We start from the raw sequence: 22,720 nt of genomic DNA, 5'->3' as shown, positions 1-22,720 counted from the left end.
AACTCAGGGCTGAGCGGGACCTGTGAAACACGGGCTCGGATCCGCGACTCGCGACGCAAAAGCTCGACTCTAAAGTGACCCTTGAGCTTCCTTCTCTTATCTAGCTAAGGAACCCGCCACCCCTGAGCAACTCGGCCATTGTCTTCTTCTCGATGGTTGACAGGGGCTGAAGGGGTTCTTTCAATGGTCCAACCGGGATACCAATTAGATTCATTGCCTCTTTTAGCGCGGCAGGATATTTTCCCACCCCCAGAGCCATGATTACTGGCAAGAGCTTTTCCTGAGCTTCTCTCGCTTCGCTTAGATTGCCTTTCTTGTAGTCATCGAATATTTTGCTGGCAAGCTTTGGGGCGACGTTTGCGGAGCCAATTATTGCTCCAGCTCCACCGAACTCTAGGTTGGAATATGCCATAGCATCTGACCCGGCGAAGATCGCTATCTTGTTCCGACTGGCTCTTAGAAATCGGATAAGATTCAGGAAATTGTACTCTGTGTATTTCATTCCCACGACAAGGTTTTCGTCAGCCAAGCGTTGAACAATCTCGGGGGTGACAAGGGAGTGGGTCCATTCTGGAATATTGTAGATCATAAGCGGCAAGTCGATAGATTCTGATATTGTCTTGAAGTGCTGATAATGTCCCTCATCGGTCGTGGTAAAGTAGTATGGTGGCGTGGCTATGACAGCGTCAGCTCCAGCCTCTTTCGCGTCCTCTGACAACTCCACGACATTCTCGATAGATGGGTCTGAAACTCCTGCCACAACCGGGACCCTACCGTCTGCCTGCTCGACCACTGTATTGACAAGCGCCTTTCGTTCTTCCTTTTGGAGAAGAGCAAACTCTCCTGACGTGCCCAATGGCAGGAGACCGTCTATTCCAGACTCGATGTGAAAGTCAACCAGTCTTCCAGTAACATCTGTGTCAACTTTTCCTCTCTTTGTCAAAGGAGTTGGAATCGGGGTCCAGATTCCCTCTAGCTTCAGCTTCATTCCTGAACCCTTCAAAATGGATTCAATTTAACAATTGTAGAGGAAAGATCTTTTGAGGAAGGGTTTAACAAAGTTCGAAAGTCATCATAGCTGAGTCGCGGGTCATACTCAACATTCAAGGAGGAAGCATGTGCTAATCGAGTTTGTTAGGGCCGGACTGATAGTAGCTCTGGGTCTGATCTTCGCGTATCTCTACGGCTTCATCGAGCATGGTTACATTCCTCCCGCTGAACACCTCGTACTTCGATTCTTCAATCACTTCTCGAATTATCACATTATCATGCTCGGCTTGTTCTCCGCCCTGCCGCTCGCAGTGCTGATCTATGACTCCTCATGGGTCGGAGTCTTGATCGCCTTTGGCCTCTGGGCCTTCCTGCCCCTGGGAGAGGACATATCGTGGTATCATTTTGCGGGAGCGTGGCCAGGTCCACAAGACTGGACTTCATGGGGAGGAGGATACTATGTGAAAAAGCACTGGCTACCAAAATGGTATCTCGTAAACTCGATAGCTACGCTCTTCTTCTACGCTCTCGCCTTTGCGGTAGCCGCTCTTTGACCCTGGATAGCTTCGGCTTCGGCGTGTCTTATCCCGAGCTTTACAATCCGCACCCTCACTCTCTCGCCGGGAGATACTCCAGGAACAAAAACGAGCAGTCCATTGAGACGAGCGAGACCCCGACCGTCCCTTGATTTCTCAGTAATCTCCAGTTCCGCTTCGTCACCCTCCTTCAACCCATGAAACGTAGACAAAGAAATTCGACTCCAAATCTTGGATTAATGATCTCTTTGTGCTCAATGAGGTTTAAGACTGTTGCGCAGACAAATCCTGTTGTGCCACCGAGATCACGCAGATTCATACCGACACCAAGATCTGGCATCCCCATTGAGCACCAAGCGAACTAGCCTGACAGAGTTCAGTCGTGCTAGACGGAAATATCGGCCTCCAAAAATCAGACTCCTCCTGATCGCAGAGTCCCCTCCGAGCTCTGGAGGGTTCTTCTACTTCCCCAGCACTATCGGCAAAGACCATCTCTTTCGCGAGACGATGAAAGCTCTCGATCTGTGGCCCCAAAACAAGCCTATGCGCAAAGGCGTTGACAAACGGTCGATGCTCCGAAGTTTTCAATCGATGGGTTTCTATCTCCTAGACACTTGTAACTTTCCAGTGGACAAGCTGCCGCCTGGTAAGAGGAGAAGGGCTGTTCTGCAAGAGATACCTCGTCTTGTCAATGATGTGATCAACGCTAATCCCCTTCAAGTTCTCGTCGTGAAATCCTCAATTTTCAATCCGGTAGCAGTCGCCTTAAGAGAGTCCGGACTTTGGTCCCGGGTATTGAACTCTGGACCGGTCCCCTTCCCTTCGCATGGAAACCAACGGTTCTATCGATCTATGCTGAGGAGTGCCCTGAGGAAGGCCCGTTTATTGTCTTTCCCGCGCCCCGCCCTTCGCGAAAATTTGATAGTCCACGCCTATCCCATCTTCCATCGTAACCCGAACCACTCCCGGAAGTCGCCCTTTCTCCCACAGTTCTGTGGCAATATTCGCCCATAATCGCTACGAGACGGCAAACGGAACCACCTAGACCGGAGGCATCACCTATCATAATTATTCCCCTTCGAGCCCAGACTTTTCTTCTTGCAGAGCCCATAAAAGCGGCCGATTGGAAATCGCGCGACTCCGATGCCCATCAACCGCGAAGTCTTGGCAAAGCTCCTAGAGAACGCTGGAACCGCCCATGACCGGTTTCTGGTCTTACTTGCGATGGACATCGAAGACAAGGCGATTGATCTTTCGAGTCTCGATCTCTCAGATGTTGACGGCCCATCAAAGTCATTACGCATCAAGCGTGATATTGATCAAACGAAGAGGGTCAAGTTGCGAGATGCGACGGTAATCGCGTTCCATCAATACGCATCGGGTCGGACCGACCATCAGCAAGAACTCTTCGTCGACCCTGAAGGAAAGAAACAGAGCAAAGATGATCTGATAACAATCCTCGGCCAGATCGCGGATCAGTCATCGCTACGATTTGATCCAACTACCCTACACTTCGACAAGCCTGCCAAAGAACAAGCTCCACGGATCGCGACCAAGACCGCGTCCAAGGACATGTTCTATCTCTACGGAATAGTCTCTCATCCTCTAAGGCGGAAAATAGTCGAGATCCTAGGCGAAGGCCCAACTAGCTTCACCGTACTCAAGAAGCGGGTCGACGTGAAGGTCGGAACGCTCTACTATCATCTCGATATGCTTAAGGGCCTCATCACACAAGACGAGCAGAAGCGATACCAGCTCACCACAGTCGGAACGGACGCTTACACAAAACTCCAATCCAGAGAATACGTCGACAGTACAATGCGAGCCCAGGAAATACCTGGGCAGAAGCGAAGGCTCGACCAGTTAGGCAACATGCTCAGTCTAGGCCCAGTTTGGCCGTGGCTAGCATCCAACTATGTCGTTCCGAAAATTGGAGCACTGGCACTGGCCGCTCTAGGCGCGATAATAGTCTATCAAGCCCGGCTCGAGACTGTCCTACTATTCCTCAACACGGTCCCAACAGCGACCACACTCCTTCCGCTTGAGTACATTCTTTCATGGATAGCGGTCTTTGGCATCGCCGATCTGGGAAGCACGATTCTCTACCGAAGGAAAGGCGAGCACATTGCCCTCTTCCTCGCAACTGGTTATACGCTAATCCCGATTATCGGATTCGCCTTATGGTGGAGCTTCCAGCTCAATGGTTCCTTCCCCAACCCACCAGTCTCGATCCTCCTTCTCTCCAGATCAATACTCATAGTCCTACAAGCATGGAGCCTCGGAATGCTCGCACGAGCAGTCAGCACGATCAAAGGGCTTAGACTCGAACGAGCAGCCGTAGTCATCATGGCCGTCGCCTATGCGAGCATACTGGTAGCCTATCTGAGAGGCGTCTGAGAGGAGAAGACCATGCCAAAAGTCCCGAGTTCGGCCCTTCTCGAACACACCGAATATCTATCCTCCAAGCGCCATCTTCACGATAGAGGTGTTTGAGACGAAGAATATACTGCCACTGTTGCTACTCGGACTGATGGCCGTCACAGCAGGCACATTGATATTCGCGCACGCCGCATCCCCTATCAAACTCACGAAGACCAGCAACGTACCGGAAAACGATGATGTCCAGGCAAACGATGACCATAGTGACACTCAAGCGGGCGACCACGACGACGGCCAAGTGGGCGACACGGACGACAGCAGCACAGCCCAGACAGGCGCTCATGATACAGCAGACTCCCAGTCGGGACCGGACGACGATAGCACCACCGGAGACCAGGTCGGCGATACGGGTGATACAAGCGATGCTGGTACCGGAATGACGGATGTAGCAACCAAAGTGGAGCAGGCGATAGGAATCTGAAAACCCTCAGCCTGAGCCTCATTTTGTTGGGGCTCTTGACAACACCCCTTTTCTTGATAGCCTATCCTCACGCCTCGGCCGATCAGACCGGCGAAGACGGCCTGAACAGCCAGGAAAGAGAAGACACGATCGCCGAGGCAAACCAGACGATATTCATCCACTCAACGGTCCAGAACCGGACTGTAGAGAACAACTATGGGCTGTTGTTTAGTTCCGTCAACGGAATATCGTTGCACATGGAATCATCAAGCACCAATGAGGTCAGAGAGATTGAGAACCCGACCAATCAAGCACTCAGAATCTCGTATGCAAGCCTCATCCTGTTCAACGATACGGACGGGAATGGAGTCTACGATCCCGGACACGATATGGTAGTCCAGACAATCGATCTCCAGGCCGAAAAGTACGCAAGCCCGATCGTGGGAAGCGTAGAATCACAAGATGGAAAGCAAGGATACATGCTCGTCTCGCGCTCTGCCGACGGTTTGCTCACAGTTACAACCGAAACCTTCCCAACGACCGCCCAAGTCAACGGCGCCACCGTTCTTCCCACAACCACCATAGTCGGAGTATCGATCAACTCGACACTCCTCCCCAAGCCAGCAGATCATATCGCTTTGATGACCGATGTTATGACTGGTAGCACTGGAAACGGTCCCGCGACAGGCTCCAATAGCGTAACAGTAAAGTCCGGTGGCAATCAGCAATTCGTCTCATGGACCCCTACAGGCACGGTCAACGATCAGCAGGTAGCCGTCAGGACATCTACAAAGACTACATCTAACACTGTGACCATCGGTCTATCATATCCTATAGGAAACAGGATCAGTCAGGGCATGCTGCTCGGAGTACTCTTCGGAACAACACCCTTAGTCACAACCGGTCTCATAATCGGATCATCCATCGCCGCCCTAATCCTCCTCGGTTTCCTCCTCGCTGCCGGCAGACGAGAATACTCCAGAGCCTATCTGAGAAGAGTCTAGGCCATAAACAAAGGCCCTCCTTAGATTCGAAACTTGTCTCCTACGGACCGATAAAATGACGAATACAATAGGAGATTGGCTTTGACCGGTCACTTCTACTCGCCGTCTTCGGTTACGGTGCGGCTATGTGGCCCGTCTCCAAGCTTGTCGTTACTAGTTACGGTGCTCTGTCGTGAGTGAAATACCTATAGAGAAAGTAGTCGTGGAGCTTAACGGCTTCCGACAACGAACAGCAATGATCAAGGAAGAGATAGCGAAAGTTAGCCGGGCACTCGGCGAACGCGCAGCCCAGCTCAACGACATAGTCGGAAAGAGCTTGTCGAACCTTCGCGAACAACTCGGCGGAACCACATTGAGTGGATATCTTGCGTTGCAAGGCAAGTACAGTTCCGGCGAACTAAGCGAGCAAGAGTACAGTCAGCAACGGGACTATTACAAGAACGAAATGCAAAGCATGCTGAGGCGACTTGACGAGACCCGGAAACTCATGATGCTTATGGCGCAGCTGGATTCACGACAGCCAGGAGCCCCGAGTCCGCAAAGGCCTCCCTCCCCGACAAACTAGATCCTTTCCATCCATCTTCATATCTCAACGCACCACGCTAGGCTCTGGATATTCTAGATCAAATCCTACGGGCTTTCAACCAATAATATTCGAAATATCTGTCCATGACTCCGGCGAATTCTTCATCTGATAATCGAAAAGCGATCCGCGACCCTGGCTCGTTGGGAGTTTCAATATTCCAGAGATAGGTGAGAACAGTGTCCCTGCCATCAACAGCGCAGACATTGTAGGGTTTCGGAGCCTCTTCGTTGGACTCCTGTATCACCCCAACCTCTGCCTCGTCCGAAAGCAGTGACAGGCTCTTCTGATCAACAAAACGAGGATTGAGAAACGAGAGGATTTTCACCGATACGCCTCTTTCACGAGCGGCCTTCAAAGGCGCACGAAGATCGTCGACATCTTTCGGGATCAGGGTGGCGAACTGGAGGTAGGCCCGCGTCTTCGCGGTCGACACGATCTCGCCAATCTTGTCAGAGATTTTATCACCACCGTGGATGACCCAGAGGCTAATGTTCTTGACTACTTCGCGACGCTCGTAGATTGCCTGGAGATCCTGTTTCATCAAGTTCGTGAAAGCGACCATTTCAGACTGTTTCTGTTCCAGCTCTAGTTCTGCAACTGACCTCGGTGGATTCGCTTCGTATACGACTGGTCTTCCTGGTCTTGCTCTGATCCACTTTCTTTTCTCCAATCCCTCAAGGGTCCCATATACTCGCGCGTAGGGGATTTGTACGCTTTCGCTGATCTCGAAGGGCGTGGCGGGTCCGTCGAAGACTAGTTTGAGGTAGGTTTTGATCTCGTATTCTGTGAGCCCGTGGTCTTTGAGTATTCGATGGAGGTTTTCGTCGATCCGGGACATGGTTGCGCTGGGTGACCTACTTTTTTGCGTAAATCGGGTAGCGAGTATTAGAGCTATTCTACTAAAATAGGTAACGTACATTGGAGTGTCATGTTGACTTCCACTGGAACAGCTCGACCAAGTATTTACAGCTAAAGCCTGTTCGAGGCCTATTTTTCCTAAGATAGCGTGGATTCCCGGCCCAAGTTCTTGCCGGTTCATCACTACTTTGGGGGCGTTCGTAGGTCGGATTGATCAGACCCGAGCTGGAAACAGAAAGTGGTCAAGTTCTTCCACTGTTTGAAATTCGAAATCGGGCCTTGCCTGTGAGGCTATGTGGCCCCACAAGTCCCTCATCGCCTTCGAACCCCAGAGTGCTGCGCCAGTGATTACTCCCGCCTTCCTCCCGGCTTGAATATCGGAGGCCGAATCGCCAACCATGATCACCCTGCTCGGCCGAACCTCCATTCTCTTAAGGACCATCTGGATGCCTTCGGGGTCCGGCTTGTAACGCGTCACATCCTCCCCTGTCACCACCGCTGCAAAGTACTGCTTCAGGGTTAGACCCTCCAAAGCTTCACGGACTAGGGTTCTGTTCGGAACCGATGTCACCAAGGCAATCTGCTTGCCGGATTCTCTGAGCCTCTCTAACAGTCCTGGGATTCCTGGGAACACCTCCCACATCTTCAGGTTAGTCTTCAGGCAATCAGTGTAGGCGTCGAGTGCTTGTTCGGAACAATCCCGCGAGAGTTGACGCGTCAATCTTAGAATGGTATCTGTCTCGTGGAGGCCCCAAGAGATTCGATCAGGGTTTAGGGTCTTACCGAGCAGCCTCTTGGCAACTTCAAGAGTGCAATGAACAACAAGACGGTCTCTGTCCACAATGGTCCCGTCTAGGTCGAAGATTACTCCCTTGATGGGATCAGGGATGGACTCGGGAAACGGCCAATACCTGAAAGGTACCCAAATTCGGGTGCGATATGAATATTTTTGACGCTACTCATGGGAGTAGGTGATTATGGTGGCAACGGTGGTCTTGTGACTTTTGAGAGATGTCGATCTCTTCTTCTGCGAACCGTATTGCTTTGTTCCGAGGAAGGACCTCTAGCACCCTTGGCCTATGCTGCTTCCAAACTGAGAGAACATCAGCTGGAAGCTTCGCACGATCTGCGGGAGTTATCTTCTTCTCTCCCAACAACTTCCAGGCTCGCGCTATTGCAGTCTGACCAGCTATAGATCCCTTGCGCCTCGGAGTATATCGTTGGACTTGCGTTCCGAATCGACAGGTCTAGACAGCCATCGATCCATGGAACAACATGAGAAACTAGGGTATGGCTTGACCTTGGTTCCTGCCTCTCAGGGGATGATGGATTTTTCACATTTAAGTAACGTTTCTGGCCCTTGATGAGAACATGGCGGACATGAATTACACTTCACTAGGCAGCACGGGCGTCGACGTCTCTGTCCTTGCTCTTGGAGCGATGACTTTTGGCGAGAAAGACACTTGGAAGCTCGGGGGACTTGATCAGGGAACAGTCAACAAAATGGTGTCCCGCGCCATTGATGCAGGCATCAACTTCTTCGACACGGCGGACGTGTACGACGAAGGAGAGTCAGAGAAGACCCTTGGAAAGGCCCTCCAACCGTACCGGGACAAGATTCTGATCGCGACCAAGGTCAGAGGAAAGAGCGGGACTGGAATCAACGAGATAGGCCTGTCTAGACATCATATTCGCCAAGCGATCCGTCAAAGTTTAGCTCGACTCGGCACGAGTTGGGTGGATCTTTACCAGTTCCATTCCTGGGATGCGCACGTCCCACTGGACGAATCAATCGAGACAATGCAAGACCTTGTCGAAGAAGGCCTCGTAAATTATCCAGGCATATCGAACTTTACTGCCTGGCAAATGGCCACCGTTCAAGCGAGAGCCCAAGAACGCGGCTTCTCCAGGTATGAAGCCGCCCAGATGAACTACAGTCTTCTCAACCGGGACGTTGAGCATGAGATTCTTCCGTTTCTCAATTATACCAAGATGAGCCTCCTTGTCTGGAGCCCGCTACATGGCGGCGTCCTCAGCGGAAAATACTCTAAGGAAACGAAACCTCCCGGGACTAGGGCCGGCAACCGTGGACTATTCTTTCCCTTCTTCGATGAACAGACAGGCTTCGATATCGTAGAACGTGTGAAGCAGGTGGGCAAGGAACAAGATGCAACTCCAGCGCAAGTAGCTCTTTCCTGGCTGCTGTCAAAGGGCCACATTGTTATTGTTGGAGCGAAGAACATGGAGCAATTCGAAGAGAACCTAGGCGCACTGGATGTCAACCTCTCTAGCGACCAAATCGGGAAATTAGACGAGCTCACGAGACATCGGATCCAGTATCCGAACTGGATGATTGAAAGACAGAGTTCAGGGCGGACTTTCCCCGTATCGGAACCGGCGTGGACTAGGAAGAATTAGCCAGGAGAAAAAAAGAGTATGGATTCACCAAGGACTTCTGGCAGCGACCGAGAGGTTGCAACCCTAGGTGGAGGATGTTTCTGGTGTACGGAAGCAATCTTCGACCAATTGAAGGGCGTTGAGATGGTAGAATCAGGCTATTCTGGCGGAAAAATTCCGGACCCATCCTACGAGGATGTATGCACTGGAACAACGGGACACGCGGAGTCAATCCAGATAACCTTCGATCCCAACCAGATTTCGTTCAAGGAGATCCTGCAGATCTTCTTCACAACACATGACCCAACGACGCTGAATCGGCAAGGAGCCGATGTCGGAACACAATACAGATCCGCAATCTTCTACCATAATCCCGAACAAGAGACCGTGGCAAAAGAGGTCATCAAAGAAACGAACGCCGCGAAGGTCTGGAAGAAGCCAATTGTAACCGAGGTTGTCCCCTTCAAGGCCTTTTTCAAGGCCGAAGACTACCATCAAGAATATTTCAAGAATAACGCGAGACAGCCATACTGCCAGGTAGTGATCGCGCCAAAGATCGTAAAGCTACGCGAGCACTATCGGGAAAAACTGAAGAGCGCATAGCATACCCTCGCCTCCTGAACACTATACAGAGCCTCGGGCGAGGCCCTCTGTTTGATCATCGCGAGAAGCAAGCGGTCTATTCAACCCACCGATATGGAAGCAGTTTGCTTAGTTTCATCACTCTATTCTGTCCGAGAATCACTTCTGTGGCCAAATTTTTCTCATGGATTTGGTGGATGAACTCCCGGCATCTTCGGCAAGGCGTAGCAGGTATTCCCATTTCCGAAACTGCCACGATCTTCTCTATCCTGCGCTTGCCGTGTGTAATCATGGCTGCAATGGCATTTTGCTCAACGCAAAACCCCATTCCCGAACTGGTATCAATGCAAGTACCGAGATAGATACTCCCACTATCCGTGACTAGCGCACAACCCACCTCCCCGACAACAAATCCATGCCTAGTTTTTCTCTTGGCCTTATCACAGACCGCGCTTTCCTAATCAGTTCATCATTTGTAATTCGCGTAATGAAAACACTGCACCGATTGACAGATAGTCATCTTAAAGGTCCAACGGTTTGAACGCGTCCAATCAACGAGTTCTGATAGGATTAGCAGCATGCACTTTCTATTGGAAGCATCAAGAATAGGTTCGAGAAATCCGCCTGATCCAACAGGCGTGGTGCCGCTAAGGTTCGACCTCGTGGAAACCACGATAATTGGTGAGGCTTCACTGACTTTCTCTGCTGGAGGTACTGCAGGGCTAATAAACGCGAATCATCGGTCTCAAAACGGACACTTGCCAGCCTTCAGCCTCGTTAATGGAATTGATGCAGAGTACGCTATTGCCGGAGGCAAGCCCATCGTCAAGCTCAGGTCCGAGCATGGAATAAGGCTTAGAGCCGCCTACACCGGCACAGCGAACCTCTGGTTCCATTGGGTCTCTGCCGGAAAATCTTCGATATGGGCAGTTTGATCCTTCAATACAGGACCCGACGCGCATCCAGCCCGAGGAGGTAAATACTAACGACGGAGGCCAGCTCTTGACCTTCAATCTGGGAGAACTTGTTCCTGCCACGGGGCTTTTACGGGCTCGGTGGGAGGGCATTATGCTTGCGTCTGCGATACACGTTGACGTGTCGATGGGAAAGGACATCTGGATCTTCATCCTTCGATCGCCTTGGTTCCCCCTCAAACTCTCGCCGGCAAAGCAGACCTTGAATGTGACCGCCGATGGTGTGGTGGCCAGTGCGACGGTCACGCCTAGCTCGGCTGGAGGCTTATCAGCCACGATTTCGAACCCAGCAGGACCATTCAAGAAACTCTCGCTAGTAATGAAGCGCACGATAGGACAATATGTTTCCGAGGAAATGATTACGGAGGTAGAGGTAGAGGAGGGGGCTGCGAGTAATGTTTGGAATCCTATAATGCGAAGCTTCGAGCTTTGCCTGATAACGAAGAGTTCGATGGAGGAGGGACAGCTTCAGGAAATTGCAAAGGGACTCGGCGCAGAATTCTCATCGAGTATCCTCGGGTCATGGGGGTTGAGAAAAGAATATTTTCTCTGCGACGGTCCTCTCACCGAATACTCGCTGGTCTTGAGGGGCGATCGAGGACTCTTCCGGCACGAAGAGGACTCTGCCCCGACCCAATTATCTTGGTGACAGGGTAACAAACTCCCAATATTGCAATAGAACGAGAGCTTGAACGCCGTTAATCGTTGAGCGCCCTAGCCCGAAAGGCTCTCCAAGGAGGAGTTGTCCTAGTTTTCTTATTGATTTTCATCCTCGCCAACCTCTCAGCCTATGGTGGAGCAGCTGCCAGTTCCGTGCTCGTAATACCACTTTTCCTTATCTTCCTTGCTTTAGCAGTCGGCGCTCTTGCCAGGGCCGCGAGGGCAGGCGCCCCAAGAATTCAGCGACCTCTAAACGGTCAGACCGCGTTTCCGCCACCTCCGCCTCCCGATACGATACTTGTGGTGTGCCCCTATTGTAACACGAGTCAGCCTTTCAAAGAAAAATGTGCCCACTGCGGTGGACCCTTGCCAAAGCCAGGGCTATACTGAAGCTATTCAAGAACACCGGATTGCTGGCTTGCCGGATCTTTCTTCACAGAATAAGCATACTTTTCTGGATCCCACGGTGGTCTCTTGCCAAGGCATCGAGCCCATGGCAACACAGCATGTCCAGAGCGGCCAGATAGACGCGGGTGCACGTTACACTTAAGGCATCTTAGGGGGTAGTTTTGGCCCAGTGTTTTCTGACATAGCGTAGAAAAACGTCTAAGCCTGAAATCCCATGAAACCAATGAGACGTTAAACGTCTGACAACGACATTTCCATACGTTTCTCAACCAAACCACCAAGAAAACCCTCGACCCCCACCAGGGGGGTCTGTTTTTCCCGCGCCCCGTCCCTCGTGAGACACGAAAATGAAAGTGTATGGTAGCCCGGGGGATATGCGTGAACCCTCACGACTTCATACCACGAATATCGAAATTTCAGACGGTTCGTTTCGAAATCGGCCTTGTCCAGTGCTCGACAAGTAATGCTTTCGGCAAAGAAACGTCTCCTTTGGGAATATGATCCCTTTAACTTGGACTTTCCCCCGAAATTAGCTCCCCGGTAAACAAATATTTGCTCGGACACGAGGGCAAGCTCGCTATCGGTGGGGCTAGTCCGGAATTCTGATGTCTAATTTCTGCCCAGGAACAAGAAATCTTACATCTGCCACCTTCACCCTTGCCTTTTGCTTAGTCTCTTGTCAGAGTTCAGGAACTCCGCAGTGTTAGTTTGCTCGCCGTGGTAGGAGATTCTTAAAGTGGGAACGACTTGTCCGGGTTGCAACTCAGCCTCCAGGATTGTAGAGCGAGGGACTATCTTCAGAGGCGTGATTTTCTTAACCATGCAAGTGACAGGAGTTCGGAACGGCACTCCGGAAAACGCGATGGAACCAAAGAGCAAGCAGATTGCGACGAGGCAATCGCCCTCTCTTTCGAGAAAAGCGCTCGAGTTACTTTCCTTCACGTCCTCGGAAATCACGACTGGCAATCCGCAATCGAGAAGGGTGTAGATGCGTTGTTTCTTAGAATCGGTGGCCCAAGAGCGTCTGACGACCTGGCGTGCTATACCAGAAACAAGGTAAAGATTTGAACCCGCCTTGAGGGATACAATACTACGTTCTGGTGTCAGCCTCGTTGGGTCAAATCCTAAAAACGCCAACTCATCGATTAGGGTACGCTTGTTCCAATGATAGAGAATGAGGTTGGGCCATAAGTTCAACTGAGCTTCAATTGTCACACCCTCATGTACGCGATGATGACTATTCTTGTCTTCGGGATCCTCGTAGAGCGAGTCCCATTCCGGTCCATCTACTGCAAACGTGATGGTTGTCATCGTCAATCCGGCACTAGGATCATCATTTTCCAGAGCGAAGCTAGCGGACCGGACGGTGTGTTATAGAACGCAGTTACTATGGTCCCTGATTGTGGCTCAGCAACTACAAAGAACTTGGACGCGATGTTTCTCAGCGTCAAATAAGATGGATTGGTACCCTCGATCGAGGTAGTGTCAACTCCGTTTTCGACCGTATCTTGAATTAGCCCCAGGTACCTTTGAAATCCTCCAGCCTTGGAAATCGCGTCAAGGTGCTTGACTCCAATTTCCTTACCGAGGTTTGTAAAGCTGCCGACTCCTGAACGAGTCGCAGAAAAACCTCCATCAGTCACCTCTGTTGCGACAGGGTTAGGCTCGATGCTGGGGAGAGTAGGGTCTACAGCGGTCGGCGGGGTAGGGTCGGTAATCGGTGGAGGCGGATCGGTTGCTGGGGTGCAGATCTCCGGATCTTCTTCACACCCAGTCCCGGCGGTGCTCAATGCGCCGATGACTATTGGGCAGGCGACCACGCAAGCGAACGCAAGCCCTAAACCCGCCTCGAATCCCAGAAAGATCCACATGACGGTCTCCTCCTGTTGAATCTGCGCTAGAGTTGGGTGAGGGCAGGCGTGGAGCTTCTCGCACCTATTGTCAGCGCCGAAACCACCGTCTAACCCTGTGGGATCGGTGACTGAAGTAGGATCATCCTGAGTGTAGAGGTAAGGATTGAGGCTTTGAGGAGCTAGTCGATGCCCTCGGATTGGATCGGATGAGATGAATCTTCCAGTAGACGGATCGGACCAGCGCTGGTAGTCATAGTACAAACCAGTCGACGAACTGTAAGGCTTGCCCGTGAACCTATAAGTTTCCGATCCGGTTGGCGTTCCGTTATCCTGGCCGAAGGGTTGGTAGCCATTGCGGAAGACTGTGCCGGCCGTCGAGCTTGTGATTAGACGCGTGCTTCCCAGTGAGTCAGAGTGATAATAGTTAACCGATGCACTTGTCAACTTGGCGATTCTGAATGCTCCTGCGAAGAGGTAGTCTGTCCCGCCAACGCCGGTGATGTTCTCGTACATGACCTCTGTTCTGATGTACGCGTAGAATGTTGTGGAGGCTTCTGAGGACTCGACTCTCCGCCCATGGCCATCGTACGCGTACACCCCTAGCACTCCGGCGTCATTTTTCACCTTCTGGAGACGGCTGGAAGCATCCCAAATGTAGGTCCAGTGAGTCGTCCCAATTGTAGTGGAATTGCGCGCGAGTTGGTTTCCGTTGGCGTCGTAACTATAGGCTATGCTTGTCCCTGGTGCAGAAGATGCAGTGAGCTCATTGATAGAGTTGTAAGTGTAAGCGGTGATTGTGTCGTTAAGTTTCTGTCGTACTCGGTTTCCAAGGTTATCGTACTCGTACCATGAAATTGTGGTCGATCCGCCGCTTGTAGTGCTGGAATTGGTCAATCGTTGTAGAGGGTCGTAGCGATACTGCTCATTCACATTCGCACCGTTAACCTGTCCTGTGACACTAGCCAGGGTCCCGGTTTTATTATGTGCATAGTTGAGGCTCATGATCGTAGCGCCGCTCAATGTGATGGCTGAGGGTCTCGACATGCCGTCGTAAGTATAGTTCTGGATTAGATTGTTTCCGAACTGGAGGCCTTTGACTTTGTCGTTTGGGTAATATGTGAAGGACCTTGCGTAGTAAGCCGGACTAGCCTGATTTGTTACGTTCAGAACTCTCCCTAGACCGTCGTAGGCATACTTGATTGTGATGCCTGGGTTGGAGATCGAGAGCTTCGGGTACGCGAGAGTATTCAGGAGCTCGCCGGTGTAAGTCCACCCCACCATGAACGTGCTGGCAACACCCCCGGTTCGAGTAATGTTTCCGCCGATTCCTGAACAACCCAGGTCCACCACGGTTCGTGTTGCCGGGTTGACTGCGTATGTTTCGTTGAGCGTCCTATTTCGAGAATCGTAAATGTATGAGAGGGTTGCGTTCTGATTAGAATCTTGGAGGATATTGCCATTCTTGTCGTATGTGTCGGTGGCACTCATTATCGTGGCTCCGCAGTACGTTGTCGTGAGAGGTCGATCAAGCGAGTCAAAAGACGTAAGAGTTGTTATTGAAGCTCTGTCAACTTTCTTGATGGGGTTTCCACTCTTATCGTACGCGTATGACTCCATCGTTCCATCTGGATAACCTATGCTCGTTAGTCGGTTGAGGCTGTCGTAGAAGTACGCGGTGGACCTAGAGGCTGCGTTTGAGACCCTTCTTAGATTTCCGACCTCGTCGTAGTAGTAGTTTGTGACGAATCTGTATCCCGCTATGGTCCCGGTGATGCAACCAGTCGAGTTGGCGTATTCGACGACGCTAATCAGCCGTCCAAGTCTATCAGAGTAATTGCACTTGAAGTTGCCGTCTTGGTTTGCGACGATTGCTGATGAGGCGAGATCATTGTAGGACTGTTGAATGACCTGACTATCTGGTGTGGTCGAGCTGGTTGTCCGGCCAAGTGCGTCGTAGGAAAGATAGTAACGGTTTCGAAGGGCGTCCGTAGAAGAAACCATCCTGTCTTGCCAATTGTACGTGTACGTTTGGTTAGAGTAAGAGCCTCCCCCAAGGAATCTATCTGTGGTAGAAAGCCGGCCGAGTCCGTCGTAGATTTGGCGCGTCTGCCATCCGTGTTCGTTAGTGACGTCGACAAAATGTCCTGCATCATTATACATGTTCCTCACGGAGTCAGGGTAGCTAATTTGGCTCGATAGTTGTATCGCGTCGGCGATCTCTTGCCAGTACGATGAGGTGCTGAAGCTGAAGGTGACCCCAAAATTCGTAAGGGTGCCTGCCTGGATCTTGTACTCCGTGCCTGCAGTCCCAGCAGAAGTTATTGTAGTAAACCCGGATTGAGGAGTCGGAATCGCTCCGGTGCCATGCTGTACCCCAGCAAATATGAAATCAGTGGCATTACTGGTCGATATGGTCGCTGAAGTTGTATATTGTTGGCCACTAGTCGAATCACTGCCGGTCCCTGGTAACATCGAGTTTGTGTCGAATGGGTTGTTGAAGTTAGCACCGCTAATCGCGAAAACTTGCAATCCATTGTAGCTGTTTCCAGCGGAGGAGCAAAGCGACTCGGTGATCGTGTCCGACGACAATGTGTTAGCGGCTTTGGCATAAAACTCCTGGAGCCCGTCCCTCGACTGCCGTCCCGTAACCACGGGAGATCTAGCTGTCCATGTCAGGCTAGCTGTGTCCGAGACGGAAAAGGGACAATTTGGCCCACTCTGGCCAAGGGTCTCGGAGGCAAACATAACAATAACGTCACTCGGGTGTGAGGTCTGAAACGTAACCGAACATGATTTTGTATTGTTTGCGCAACCAGCCATCGCCGAGCCGTCTAGTTGGGGCAGGCCGGGGGTCCTTGTTGGATAGTCGGTGCTCGTGAGACGGCCTAGAATGTCGTACTGATAAGTGGTAGTGTATCCGTTTGGGTCTGCCATGGAGCGTAAAGTCCCCATGTTCAGATCGTAAGTGTAAAGTCTCGTGATTTGTGTCGAGCCAGGCTTCACAGTTTCCGAAACGCTGGTCGGGTATGCGTAGTTGTACAGAGATGAATAGGTGTAAGAGGTCACGTTGCCCCGCGGATCGGTCAAGGTTGCCGGGTTTCCGTAGACATCATAAGCTCTTGAGATCAGGGAGACTGTCGTCAAGGTGAGGGCGGACACAATCGCATCCGCGATCATAACGGCGTGAGGAGTTGGCCCGCAACCTGATAGGTTTCCGGTAACCGACGTAGGAGCGCCCGTTATTTGGTATTCCGAGGCCAAGTTCCCGCTGGAAAAGATGAAACTGAACCCGGCTCCAGCGTGGAGGTTACACACTCCGTTGTCTGAGAAGCCTCCTAGAATCATTTCGCTCGGCCCCGAAGGGGTTATGTTGGCTGAGGGTGTTGTGGTGACGGCGTCCGCGCCGGAGGGGATGAAGGCTGACGGATCGAAGGGACTGAGGTAATTGGCTCCGCTAACACCGAAAGCGACCGCGTACACGGTGGAATGCGATTGGCTGAATTGAATGGTAATCGTGTCTGAGACGAGGGGATTAGGCGCCTTCGCATAGTACTCGTATTCTACCCATTGGGCGCTCCGAAGAGCCCAGGTGAGCCCGGACGTGTCACTAACCCCGGTAGGTGCACCGTCGCTGTCACCGTAGACAAAGAGAATTACTATGTCGTTGGCTTGGGAGGTGGAAAGCGTCACATAAATGGGACCTTGGCTCGAAGAGCCACCCGTCCCATCAACTTGTAGCTGTGCCCCTGATTCAACAAGACGTTTCTGTTGGTTTAGGCCGCCCCACGAGTAGTAGCTATTGTAAGTTTCGATTGGAACCGAAGCTGTCCCATTCTGCAACTCAGCGATTCCAGCAAGGGCGGTATGAATGGTTGGTCCCGGAGCACCGCTGGCTATGAATGAATTGGAAAACCCGTTCCTGTTATCAGTGGGGATACAGTTGTTGCCGTGACGTTGGCGAACAGGGTACTGTATCCTCCTGCGTATAGTCCAAATCCAGTTCCGTTGATCGCGGGGCTCGAACCTGGAAAGTTTCCTGTGACGGAGGGACAAGCAGGTTGGCCAGGCGAGCTTGCCCAGCCAGTTGCGAATGTCCCGTGAACAGTCATGTTGAACGTGTACCATGCCCCTGTGATGAAGTTGCATGTCGGACTAGCGAGCATCTGTCCCCATTCGTCAAAGAGATCCAAGTGTTTTGAGCCATCAGAGTGCATTATCAAAACTAGCCCCCACTTGCTCGTCCCGCTTCCGACATAGTGAGCGAAAATGCCAGCGCGCGGGGCGGCTCCCGCTGTCGTATTAGACTGTCGAGTTATGTAGACGCTAGCCTGCAAAGAAAGGTCGCTCTTCTTGATGTCAGACCAGGCGAAAACACTCTCTTGCTGACCCCCGGTCTGGGTTCCGTTAAAGACTCTGTTGCGGACCATCCAATAGCCATTCTGAACCCTCCAATTGTTGTTCGGAGCAGTTCCCTGAGTCTGATTGAACGAGTCTTGGAAGGCGCTAAAGCTTACAGGAAGTCCATCGTTATAGTAAGCGTTGAAGCGTTCGTGAGACCATTTGGTCGTTGGATTAATTGACTGTCGACTGTAGATCTGGTTCCCCCAGAGGTCATAACCGTAATAGTTCGTGAAGCTTCCTAGGCTCGATCCGTCTGTAACTAGAATGGTCTCTTGGGGAATTGTTCCTTGAACGCCAAATACTTGGATGACCCCCCTGAGGAATGAATGATGGACATCGGACACATTCCACTTCACTGTGGAAAATGAAAACGCATAGTCAGTATAGGCCGACGGTTGCGTTGAGGTTCCGTTGTATGCTGTGACGGTGGAGCGAGTGACTTGGTCCGTTCCTGAATCTTCGCTATATGAGTATGTGAATTTGCGAATTAGCGCTGCCGATGATGAGTAGACGCTTTGTTGGTACACGCGATAGCCTGTTGCACCGGTCCCCATTAGCTCGCCTGCGTAAGTGTAGCTTGAGTACCAGCCGGTCGAATATGTGACCTGTGTAATTTCCCCTGCGCCATTGTATTGGAATCCGGTAGCCCTATTGGCGGGGTCGGTGACCGCGACAAGGTTGCCGCCGCTTTGAGAATAGGTGACTTTCCTGACCAACCCGACTTGTTGCCCGCAGCTTCCTGATGCCCTCTGTTCAAGACTCGTTATGAGGCCGTTCGTGTAGCAAAACCAAAGGACCCTGCCGACGGTGTCCGTCGCGTTGGAAATCCTGAAATTGTTCCCACCATCTGAGTGACCAAAGGTTATGGTGTTATTTCTTGTCGCGTCAGTGATTCGAGATAGCCTCCAATAGCAGTTGCCGAGACAGTCGAAATGATATGTTAGCCCGGATTTTGTGATCAGGTTTACCCCCGCCCCGTCGGTCGACAGACGAAAGTGTTCACCTTGGTGGTTCTCCCAGATGCACGGAGTGCACGACCCTTGGTTCCACCCGATCGGGTATCGATAACTCTGCCCGTTCGAGAGGTAGACGGCATAGTTGTACCAATCGTAGGAGGGAAGGTTGAGCTGCCAGCCATTCCCGACGGGAGCTTGGGAGTAGGGGATGTTGATTCCGGTGAAGACGCGGGACACGCTAAAGTCGATCCCTCTTCCTGGCACGGTGAGGTCGTTCTGAACGATGGTCAGGGCTCCGGTGCTGGGCGAGACTGATTCGCTTAGACTCTGAGAGTATTGTCCATTTGGAGCAAGCCCACTTCCATCCCAAGGATTTGTGGGAAACGCGTATGGTGACCAGACGGTCTGGATTGGGATAGCGCCAAAGGTTACATTGTAGAATCCGCTTCCCCCGATCTGTGGATTCGTCCCTTCGCTCCAGACTAGGGCGATACTGCTCGAATTGGTAGAACTCATAGAGGCAAAGGTGGATCCGAGACTCGTTGGAAGTATTCGGTTCTTGAACTGGTAAGTGGTCGTTGCATCATACCAATAGAGGCTTTGGTTTGGAGACTTGCTCCGCATCACCACTGTCATATTGTATGTTGACACCCACAAAAGCCCGAAAACATACACAGTATCCGTCGATAGGTCAACCGTGATTGTCGGGGAGACCGGCCCCCCTCCCCCCGACTGGAAGACGTCGGTGGCGCTTGTCCAAGAGGAACCAGTAGCGTGGAAGATGTAATTGATGGGGTTACTGCCGTAGACCACGTGAGTATTGTACTCCGCGTCTGAAGTCGCCGAAAACTGATGGATTCCATCGGATCCACCGTTAAGGTCAACTTGGCCAAGAGAATTCGTGGCCGAAGAGTATGTCACCGATTTCAGCTGGTAACCATTGACTCCGCACGGGTTGGATCCGGGATCCTCGTACACAAGTCTAACCACACCATTGCTTGGGTCTCCCTCTGGGAGAGCCACGCCAACAGCCGGGTCGTCGTTGCAATCAGTATACGATTCGATGGTCGCCGTATAGTTTGATGAGCCTCTAAGATAGTAGAGTCGAACCGATTCGCAGTTCGAACAACCGAAATAGTTCCAGTGAACATTATACGCAAATGCAATGTCGCCGTTCGAAGTCAGCATTGCGTAGACAAACCTGACGGCGAAGTTTTGGCTTGTACAACCGAATCCTTGCCCGCAGTCATACGTGAACGCCGTTGCATTACGAGTTGCGCCCCAGGCGATGGTCCCGCCCGAGACTGTGCCAATGGCGTATCGAACTGACAGGTTCAGTACTCCCTTAGTGTTATCATGCGGGGCGAGATAGTCACCCGCAGCAACGACAACTCTCTGTCCAGAAATCGCAACAGAGGGCAACGAGGTCGGCCCGTTGAGAAAACTTGGCCAACCGCTTGGCATTGCTTTCATCGGCGACCAAGAGTTTCCGTCGTGGGACGCGCTGTAACCGACTGCTGACCCGTTCGAATAGAAAACAAAATAGTATCCGCCCTTTGGGTCATAGATGATCTTTCGTTGGAAGGGATATTGAGTTGCGCCCTGGAAGGTAGTACTTGCCACCATGCTTGGGTCGATGAGCACCTTCGAATTTGCAACCAGCTGTCCTAGGTCAATTGAGATAGAGAATCTTGGAGCAACTAGCGAGGCGGTGACGTTGTTTGTGCTTGGCACGTCTGCCCAAGAGAAAGTGAAGTTCGCAGTGGGATAGGTGACACGAAAGTTCTTTCGAAGGGAATCCAGGTGGGAATTAGTGGCCGTGTTAAGCCATTCGTAAACTAATCGATAGTGCCCATTTGTGGCAGGTGAGAACTTGAGGTCCCATTTGAGCGGCCCTGCCATCATTGCTTTGTAAGCGATTTCTAACGAGCCTGAGTATTGAGCTGTCTTCAATTGCAAGGATCGAATCACGTAGCTACCTGTTCGATTGGTTCCCACCACTGAGAACGAGCTTGAAGAAGCAATCAAAGGAATCCAGCCGCCAGTCCCATTGCCTGCAACCTCTACACCCCAGAAGGACCAAGCGCTCAAAACGCGACGATCTGGGGCAAGAAGTTCATCATGCGACGTTAATCCTCCGAGTAGTCGCATCGTTATCGCAGAATTGTACAGGGTCAGGTTTTGGGGCGAGTTGGGGGTCACGCCGCTCGCGCCGATGCGTGAGCTTACGTCAGAAAGGATTGTTCTTGGAATGGAGGGATTCTGAACTACATCGGAGCCTACGCTCTGTGGGGTGCTCGATTCCGAATCTGCGTTTGAACAGCTCATTGAAGCAGTGGCGTTAAGGGGCTTCGAGACACATTGACCGTCCTGAGATGTCGTCGACGGTGACAGCATCAACCCGAAGGCGTGGACTATTCCGGGCATGACTGTGCCGATGGATCCCAAAACTGTAAGAAAGATCAAAGTCGATACCAATGCGACCTTCGCTGCCTTTCTTGTCCCGCGTCCTGGAATCCATAGAGAAACGCCACTTGCATTTGCCAAAATAAAACAACGACAAGCTCCCCGACCAATATTCATAAAATGTTTGGAACAGTATTTTGCAGGAAAAGTGAAATTAGATGCTGTGAGTGTAGGTGTGTGCGTGCCTGACTTCTCAACACCACTCAAGCAAGAAACCTCTTGGCCGATATTGCCTGTTCTTCAAAATGAAAAGGGGAAGATGGAGCCGAATGTTTGAGGCGAAACTATTCGTCATATGGGAAGTGTGAGCAGTGCATCATGTTCGAACGTCTCTGAGGATGCACAGGACACAGCTGGCAGCGCTGGGAGTCAACAACGACTACATCAACTACATGATGGGACACCAGGTCGACACCTACCACGACATCAAGATGAAGGGTCCAGAGTTTCTCAGAGGAGTCTACGCTGCCAGCGGTCTTGGGATCAAGACGAAGACGCAGCTGTCGAAGATGGAGACGCTGAAGCAGGTCGCCAGGGCCTGGGGATTGGACCCGGAGAAAATCCTCGTCAGCGACGCCTCAGTATATCCCCACAGGTCCTACGCGTCGACTTTGGAGAGGGACGAGGTTCAGTCTCAGCGGCTGTCCGAAGCTCTCCGAGAGGCCGTCAGGAAGGACCTGCTGACGGAACGGTAACAGTCTTGAAGCTTCAGTGGTAGCCCGGGGGAGATTCGAACTCCCGTCGACGGGTTTCTTCCCGTTTTGGTAACGGTCCAAAGCCCGTCACTGGCCGGGCATGCGTGCCCTTGCTTGTCCGCTACACCACCGGGCTACGATCGACCTTTCGCGATCGGTTAATCCAATAAGCCTTCGCCGAATTCCAGAATGTTAAGACCAGCATACGATCTAGAGTTTCATAACTTGCACGTGCGGGACCCCGGCTATCGATATTACCGCGTGCGGATGAACCAGGCCCCTTTCGATCGCTGCTCGAACGACGTTTTCACCGACAAGGTTGAGAATGTCAGCCGTGTCCAGTAACACAACTGCTTCCAAAAGGTCGACAGCCGCGTTTCCATAGAAGTTCGTCTGCAACGAGAGTTTCAACTTGCCCTCGCGAAAGATTTTCCCAAGCAACTCCTTATCACAACACGCCACCATCGTGCCCTTCTCAGTCTTGTATGACCGGGCGTAGACGAGGCCCAAGATCA

At 51.7% G+C, this 22,720-nt stretch carries 19 protein-coding genes and 1 tRNA gene; 12 read left to right on the top strand and 8 right to left on the bottom strand.

All coding sequences use genetic code 11. The annotated features are described in order from the left end of the window. Positions 1-100: 100 nt before the first annotated feature. Positions 101-988: a 4-hydroxy-tetrahydrodipicolinate synthase gene (dapA, locus tag VGS11_08035; GenBank protein ID HEV2120033.1), complete on the bottom strand. Its 888-nt coding sequence runs from the start codon at positions 986-988 to the stop codon at positions 101-103. Positions 989-1,118: 130 nt separating this feature from the next. On the opposite strand from dapA, the gene VGS11_08030 reads away from it, so the two are divergent. From VGS11_08030 to VGS11_08005, 6 genes are all read left to right on the top strand, one after another. Next, positions 1,119-1,544, top strand: coding sequence for a hypothetical protein (locus VGS11_08030; protein ID HEV2120032.1), 426 nt, complete (start codon positions 1,119-1,121; stop codon positions 1,542-1,544). Positions 1,545-1,871: 327 nt separating this feature from the next. Continuing rightward, the gene (locus VGS11_08025; GenBank protein ID HEV2120031.1) at positions 1,872-2,540 is read left to right on the top strand and encodes a hypothetical protein; all 669 of its coding nucleotides are present in this window, start codon (positions 1,872-1,874) and stop codon (positions 2,538-2,540) included. Between the two features lie 150 nt (positions 2,541-2,690). Further along, on the top strand, positions 2,691-3,923 hold the full coding sequence (locus VGS11_08020; protein ID HEV2120030.1) for a winged helix-turn-helix domain-containing protein: 1,233 nt from the start codon (positions 2,691-2,693) through the stop codon (positions 3,921-3,923). 88 nt (positions 3,924-4,011) lie between these two features. Next, on the top strand, positions 4,012-4,386 hold the full coding sequence (locus VGS11_08015) for a hypothetical protein (protein ID HEV2120029.1): 375 nt from the start codon (positions 4,012-4,014) through the stop codon (positions 4,384-4,386). Positions 4,387-4,421: 35 nt separating this feature from the next. Continuing rightward, entirely contained in the window at positions 4,422-5,369 is a 948-nt protein-coding gene (locus tag VGS11_08010; protein HEV2120028.1) for a hypothetical protein, read from the top strand. A 172-nt stretch (positions 5,370-5,541) separates the two neighbouring features. Beyond that, positions 5,542-5,934 carry a hypothetical protein gene (locus VGS11_08005; protein ID HEV2120027.1) on the top strand — a complete coding sequence of 131 codons (393 nt, stop codon included), beginning with the start codon at positions 5,542-5,544 and terminating at the stop codon, positions 5,932-5,934. Positions 5,935-5,992: 58 nt separating this feature from the next. Here VGS11_08005 and VGS11_08000 read toward each other — a convergent pair whose 3' ends face one another. Both VGS11_08000 and VGS11_07995 read right to left on the bottom strand, forming a co-directional pair. Then, complete coding sequence (locus tag VGS11_08000; protein HEV2120026.1) at positions 5,993-6,793, bottom strand: helix-turn-helix domain-containing protein; 801 nt, start codon at positions 6,791-6,793, stop codon at positions 5,993-5,995. A gap of 234 nt (positions 6,794-7,027) precedes the next feature. Next, a complete protein-coding gene (locus tag VGS11_07995; protein HEV2120025.1) occupies positions 7,028-7,678 on the bottom strand; it encodes an HAD family hydrolase in 651 nt (216 codons plus the stop codon). Positions 7,679-8,184: 506 nt separating this feature from the next. On the opposite strand from VGS11_07995, the gene VGS11_07990 reads away from it, so the two are divergent. The 5 genes from VGS11_07990 (at position 8,185) to VGS11_07970 (ending at position 11,816) form a co-directional block, all read left to right on the top strand. Beyond that, positions 8,185-9,231, top strand: a complete 1,047-nt coding sequence (locus tag VGS11_07990) for an aldo/keto reductase (GenBank protein ID HEV2120024.1) — start codon at positions 8,185-8,187, stop codon at positions 9,229-9,231. An 18-nt stretch (positions 9,232-9,249) separates the two neighbouring features. Then, a complete protein-coding gene (gene msrA / locus VGS11_07985) occupies positions 9,250-9,813 on the top strand; it encodes a peptide-methionine (S)-S-oxide reductase MsrA (protein HEV2120023.1) in 564 nt (187 codons plus the stop codon). A 557-nt stretch (positions 9,814-10,370) separates the two neighbouring features. Then, on the top strand, positions 10,371-10,727 hold the full coding sequence (locus VGS11_07980; GenBank protein ID HEV2120022.1) for a hypothetical protein: 357 nt from the start codon (positions 10,371-10,373) through the stop codon (positions 10,725-10,727). Between the two features lie 67 nt (positions 10,728-10,794). Further along, positions 10,795-11,415: a hypothetical protein gene (locus tag VGS11_07975; GenBank protein HEV2120021.1), complete on the top strand. Its 621-nt coding sequence runs from the start codon at positions 10,795-10,797 to the stop codon at positions 11,413-11,415. Between the two features lie 56 nt (positions 11,416-11,471). Continuing rightward, on the top strand, positions 11,472-11,816 hold the full coding sequence (locus VGS11_07970) for a hypothetical protein (GenBank protein ID HEV2120020.1): 345 nt from the start codon (positions 11,472-11,474) through the stop codon (positions 11,814-11,816). Positions 11,817-12,485: 669 nt separating this feature from the next. Here VGS11_07970 and VGS11_07965 read toward each other — a convergent pair. Genes VGS11_07965 through VGS11_07955 form a run of 3 tightly spaced genes read right to left on the bottom strand, consistent with a single transcriptional unit; the run spans position 12,486 to position 21,522 of the window. Beyond that, complete coding sequence (locus tag VGS11_07965) at positions 12,486-13,145, bottom strand: hypothetical protein (protein ID HEV2120019.1); 660 nt, start codon at positions 13,143-13,145, stop codon at positions 12,486-12,488. A gap of 2 nt (positions 13,146-13,147) precedes the next feature. Next, positions 13,148-17,527, bottom strand: a complete 4,380-nt coding sequence (locus VGS11_07960) for an RHS repeat-associated core domain-containing protein (GenBank protein HEV2120018.1) — start codon at positions 17,525-17,527, stop codon at positions 13,148-13,150. A gap of 53 nt (positions 17,528-17,580) precedes the next feature. Beyond that, entirely contained in the window at positions 17,581-21,522 is a 3,942-nt protein-coding gene (locus VGS11_07955) for an RHS repeat domain-containing protein (protein ID HEV2120017.1), read from the bottom strand. 299 nt (positions 21,523-21,821) lie between these two features. Here VGS11_07955 and VGS11_07950 point away from each other — a divergent pair, with 299 nt between their 5' ends. After that, positions 21,822-22,205 carry a hypothetical protein gene (locus VGS11_07950; GenBank protein ID HEV2120016.1) on the top strand — a complete coding sequence of 128 codons (384 nt, stop codon included), beginning with the start codon at positions 21,822-21,824 and terminating at the stop codon, positions 22,203-22,205. Positions 22,206-22,222: 17 nt separating this feature from the next. On the opposite strand, the gene VGS11_07945 is transcribed toward VGS11_07950, so the two are convergent. Both VGS11_07945 and VGS11_07940 read right to left on the bottom strand, forming a co-directional pair. Then, positions 22,223-22,341 (bottom strand) — tRNA-Gln (locus tag VGS11_07945). A 74-nt stretch (positions 22,342-22,415) separates the two neighbouring features. After that, positions 22,416-22,715: a DUF424 family protein gene (locus VGS11_07940; protein ID HEV2120015.1), complete on the bottom strand. Its 300-nt coding sequence runs from the start codon at positions 22,713-22,715 to the stop codon at positions 22,416-22,418. Positions 22,716-22,720: the final 5 nt, after the last annotated feature.

Source organism: Candidatus Bathyarchaeia archaeon (assembly GCA_035935655.1).
GTDB lineage: Archaea > Thermoproteota > Bathyarchaeia > 40CM-2-53-6 > 40CM-2-53-6 > 40CM-2-53-6.
Note: the sequence above shows the minus strand (reverse complement) of the source record. Positions and strands in the feature narration are given on the sequence as shown.

Bases quoted from the DNA above. Each gene is read 5' to 3' on its own strand.
- VGS11_07990 (HEV2120024.1), top strand. From the start codon at position 8,185: ATGGCGGACATGAATTACACTTCACTAGGCAGCACGGGCGTCGACGTC.
- VGS11_07965 (HEV2120019.1), bottom strand. From the start codon at position 13,145: ATGACAACCATCACGTTTGCAGTAGATGGACCGGAATGGGACTCGCTC.
- dapA (HEV2120033.1), bottom strand. From the start codon at position 988: ATGAAGCTGAAGCTAGAGGGAATCTGGACCCCGATTCCAACTCCTTTG.
- msrA (HEV2120023.1), top strand. From the start codon at position 9,250: ATGGATTCACCAAGGACTTCTGGCAGCGACCGAGAGGTTGCAACCCTA.
- VGS11_07980 (HEV2120022.1), top strand. From the start codon at position 10,371: ATGCACTTTCTATTGGAAGCATCAAGAATAGGTTCGAGAAATCCGCCT.
- VGS11_08000 (HEV2120026.1), bottom strand. From the start codon at position 6,793: ATGTCCCGGATCGACGAAAACCTCCATCGAATACTCAAAGACCACGGG.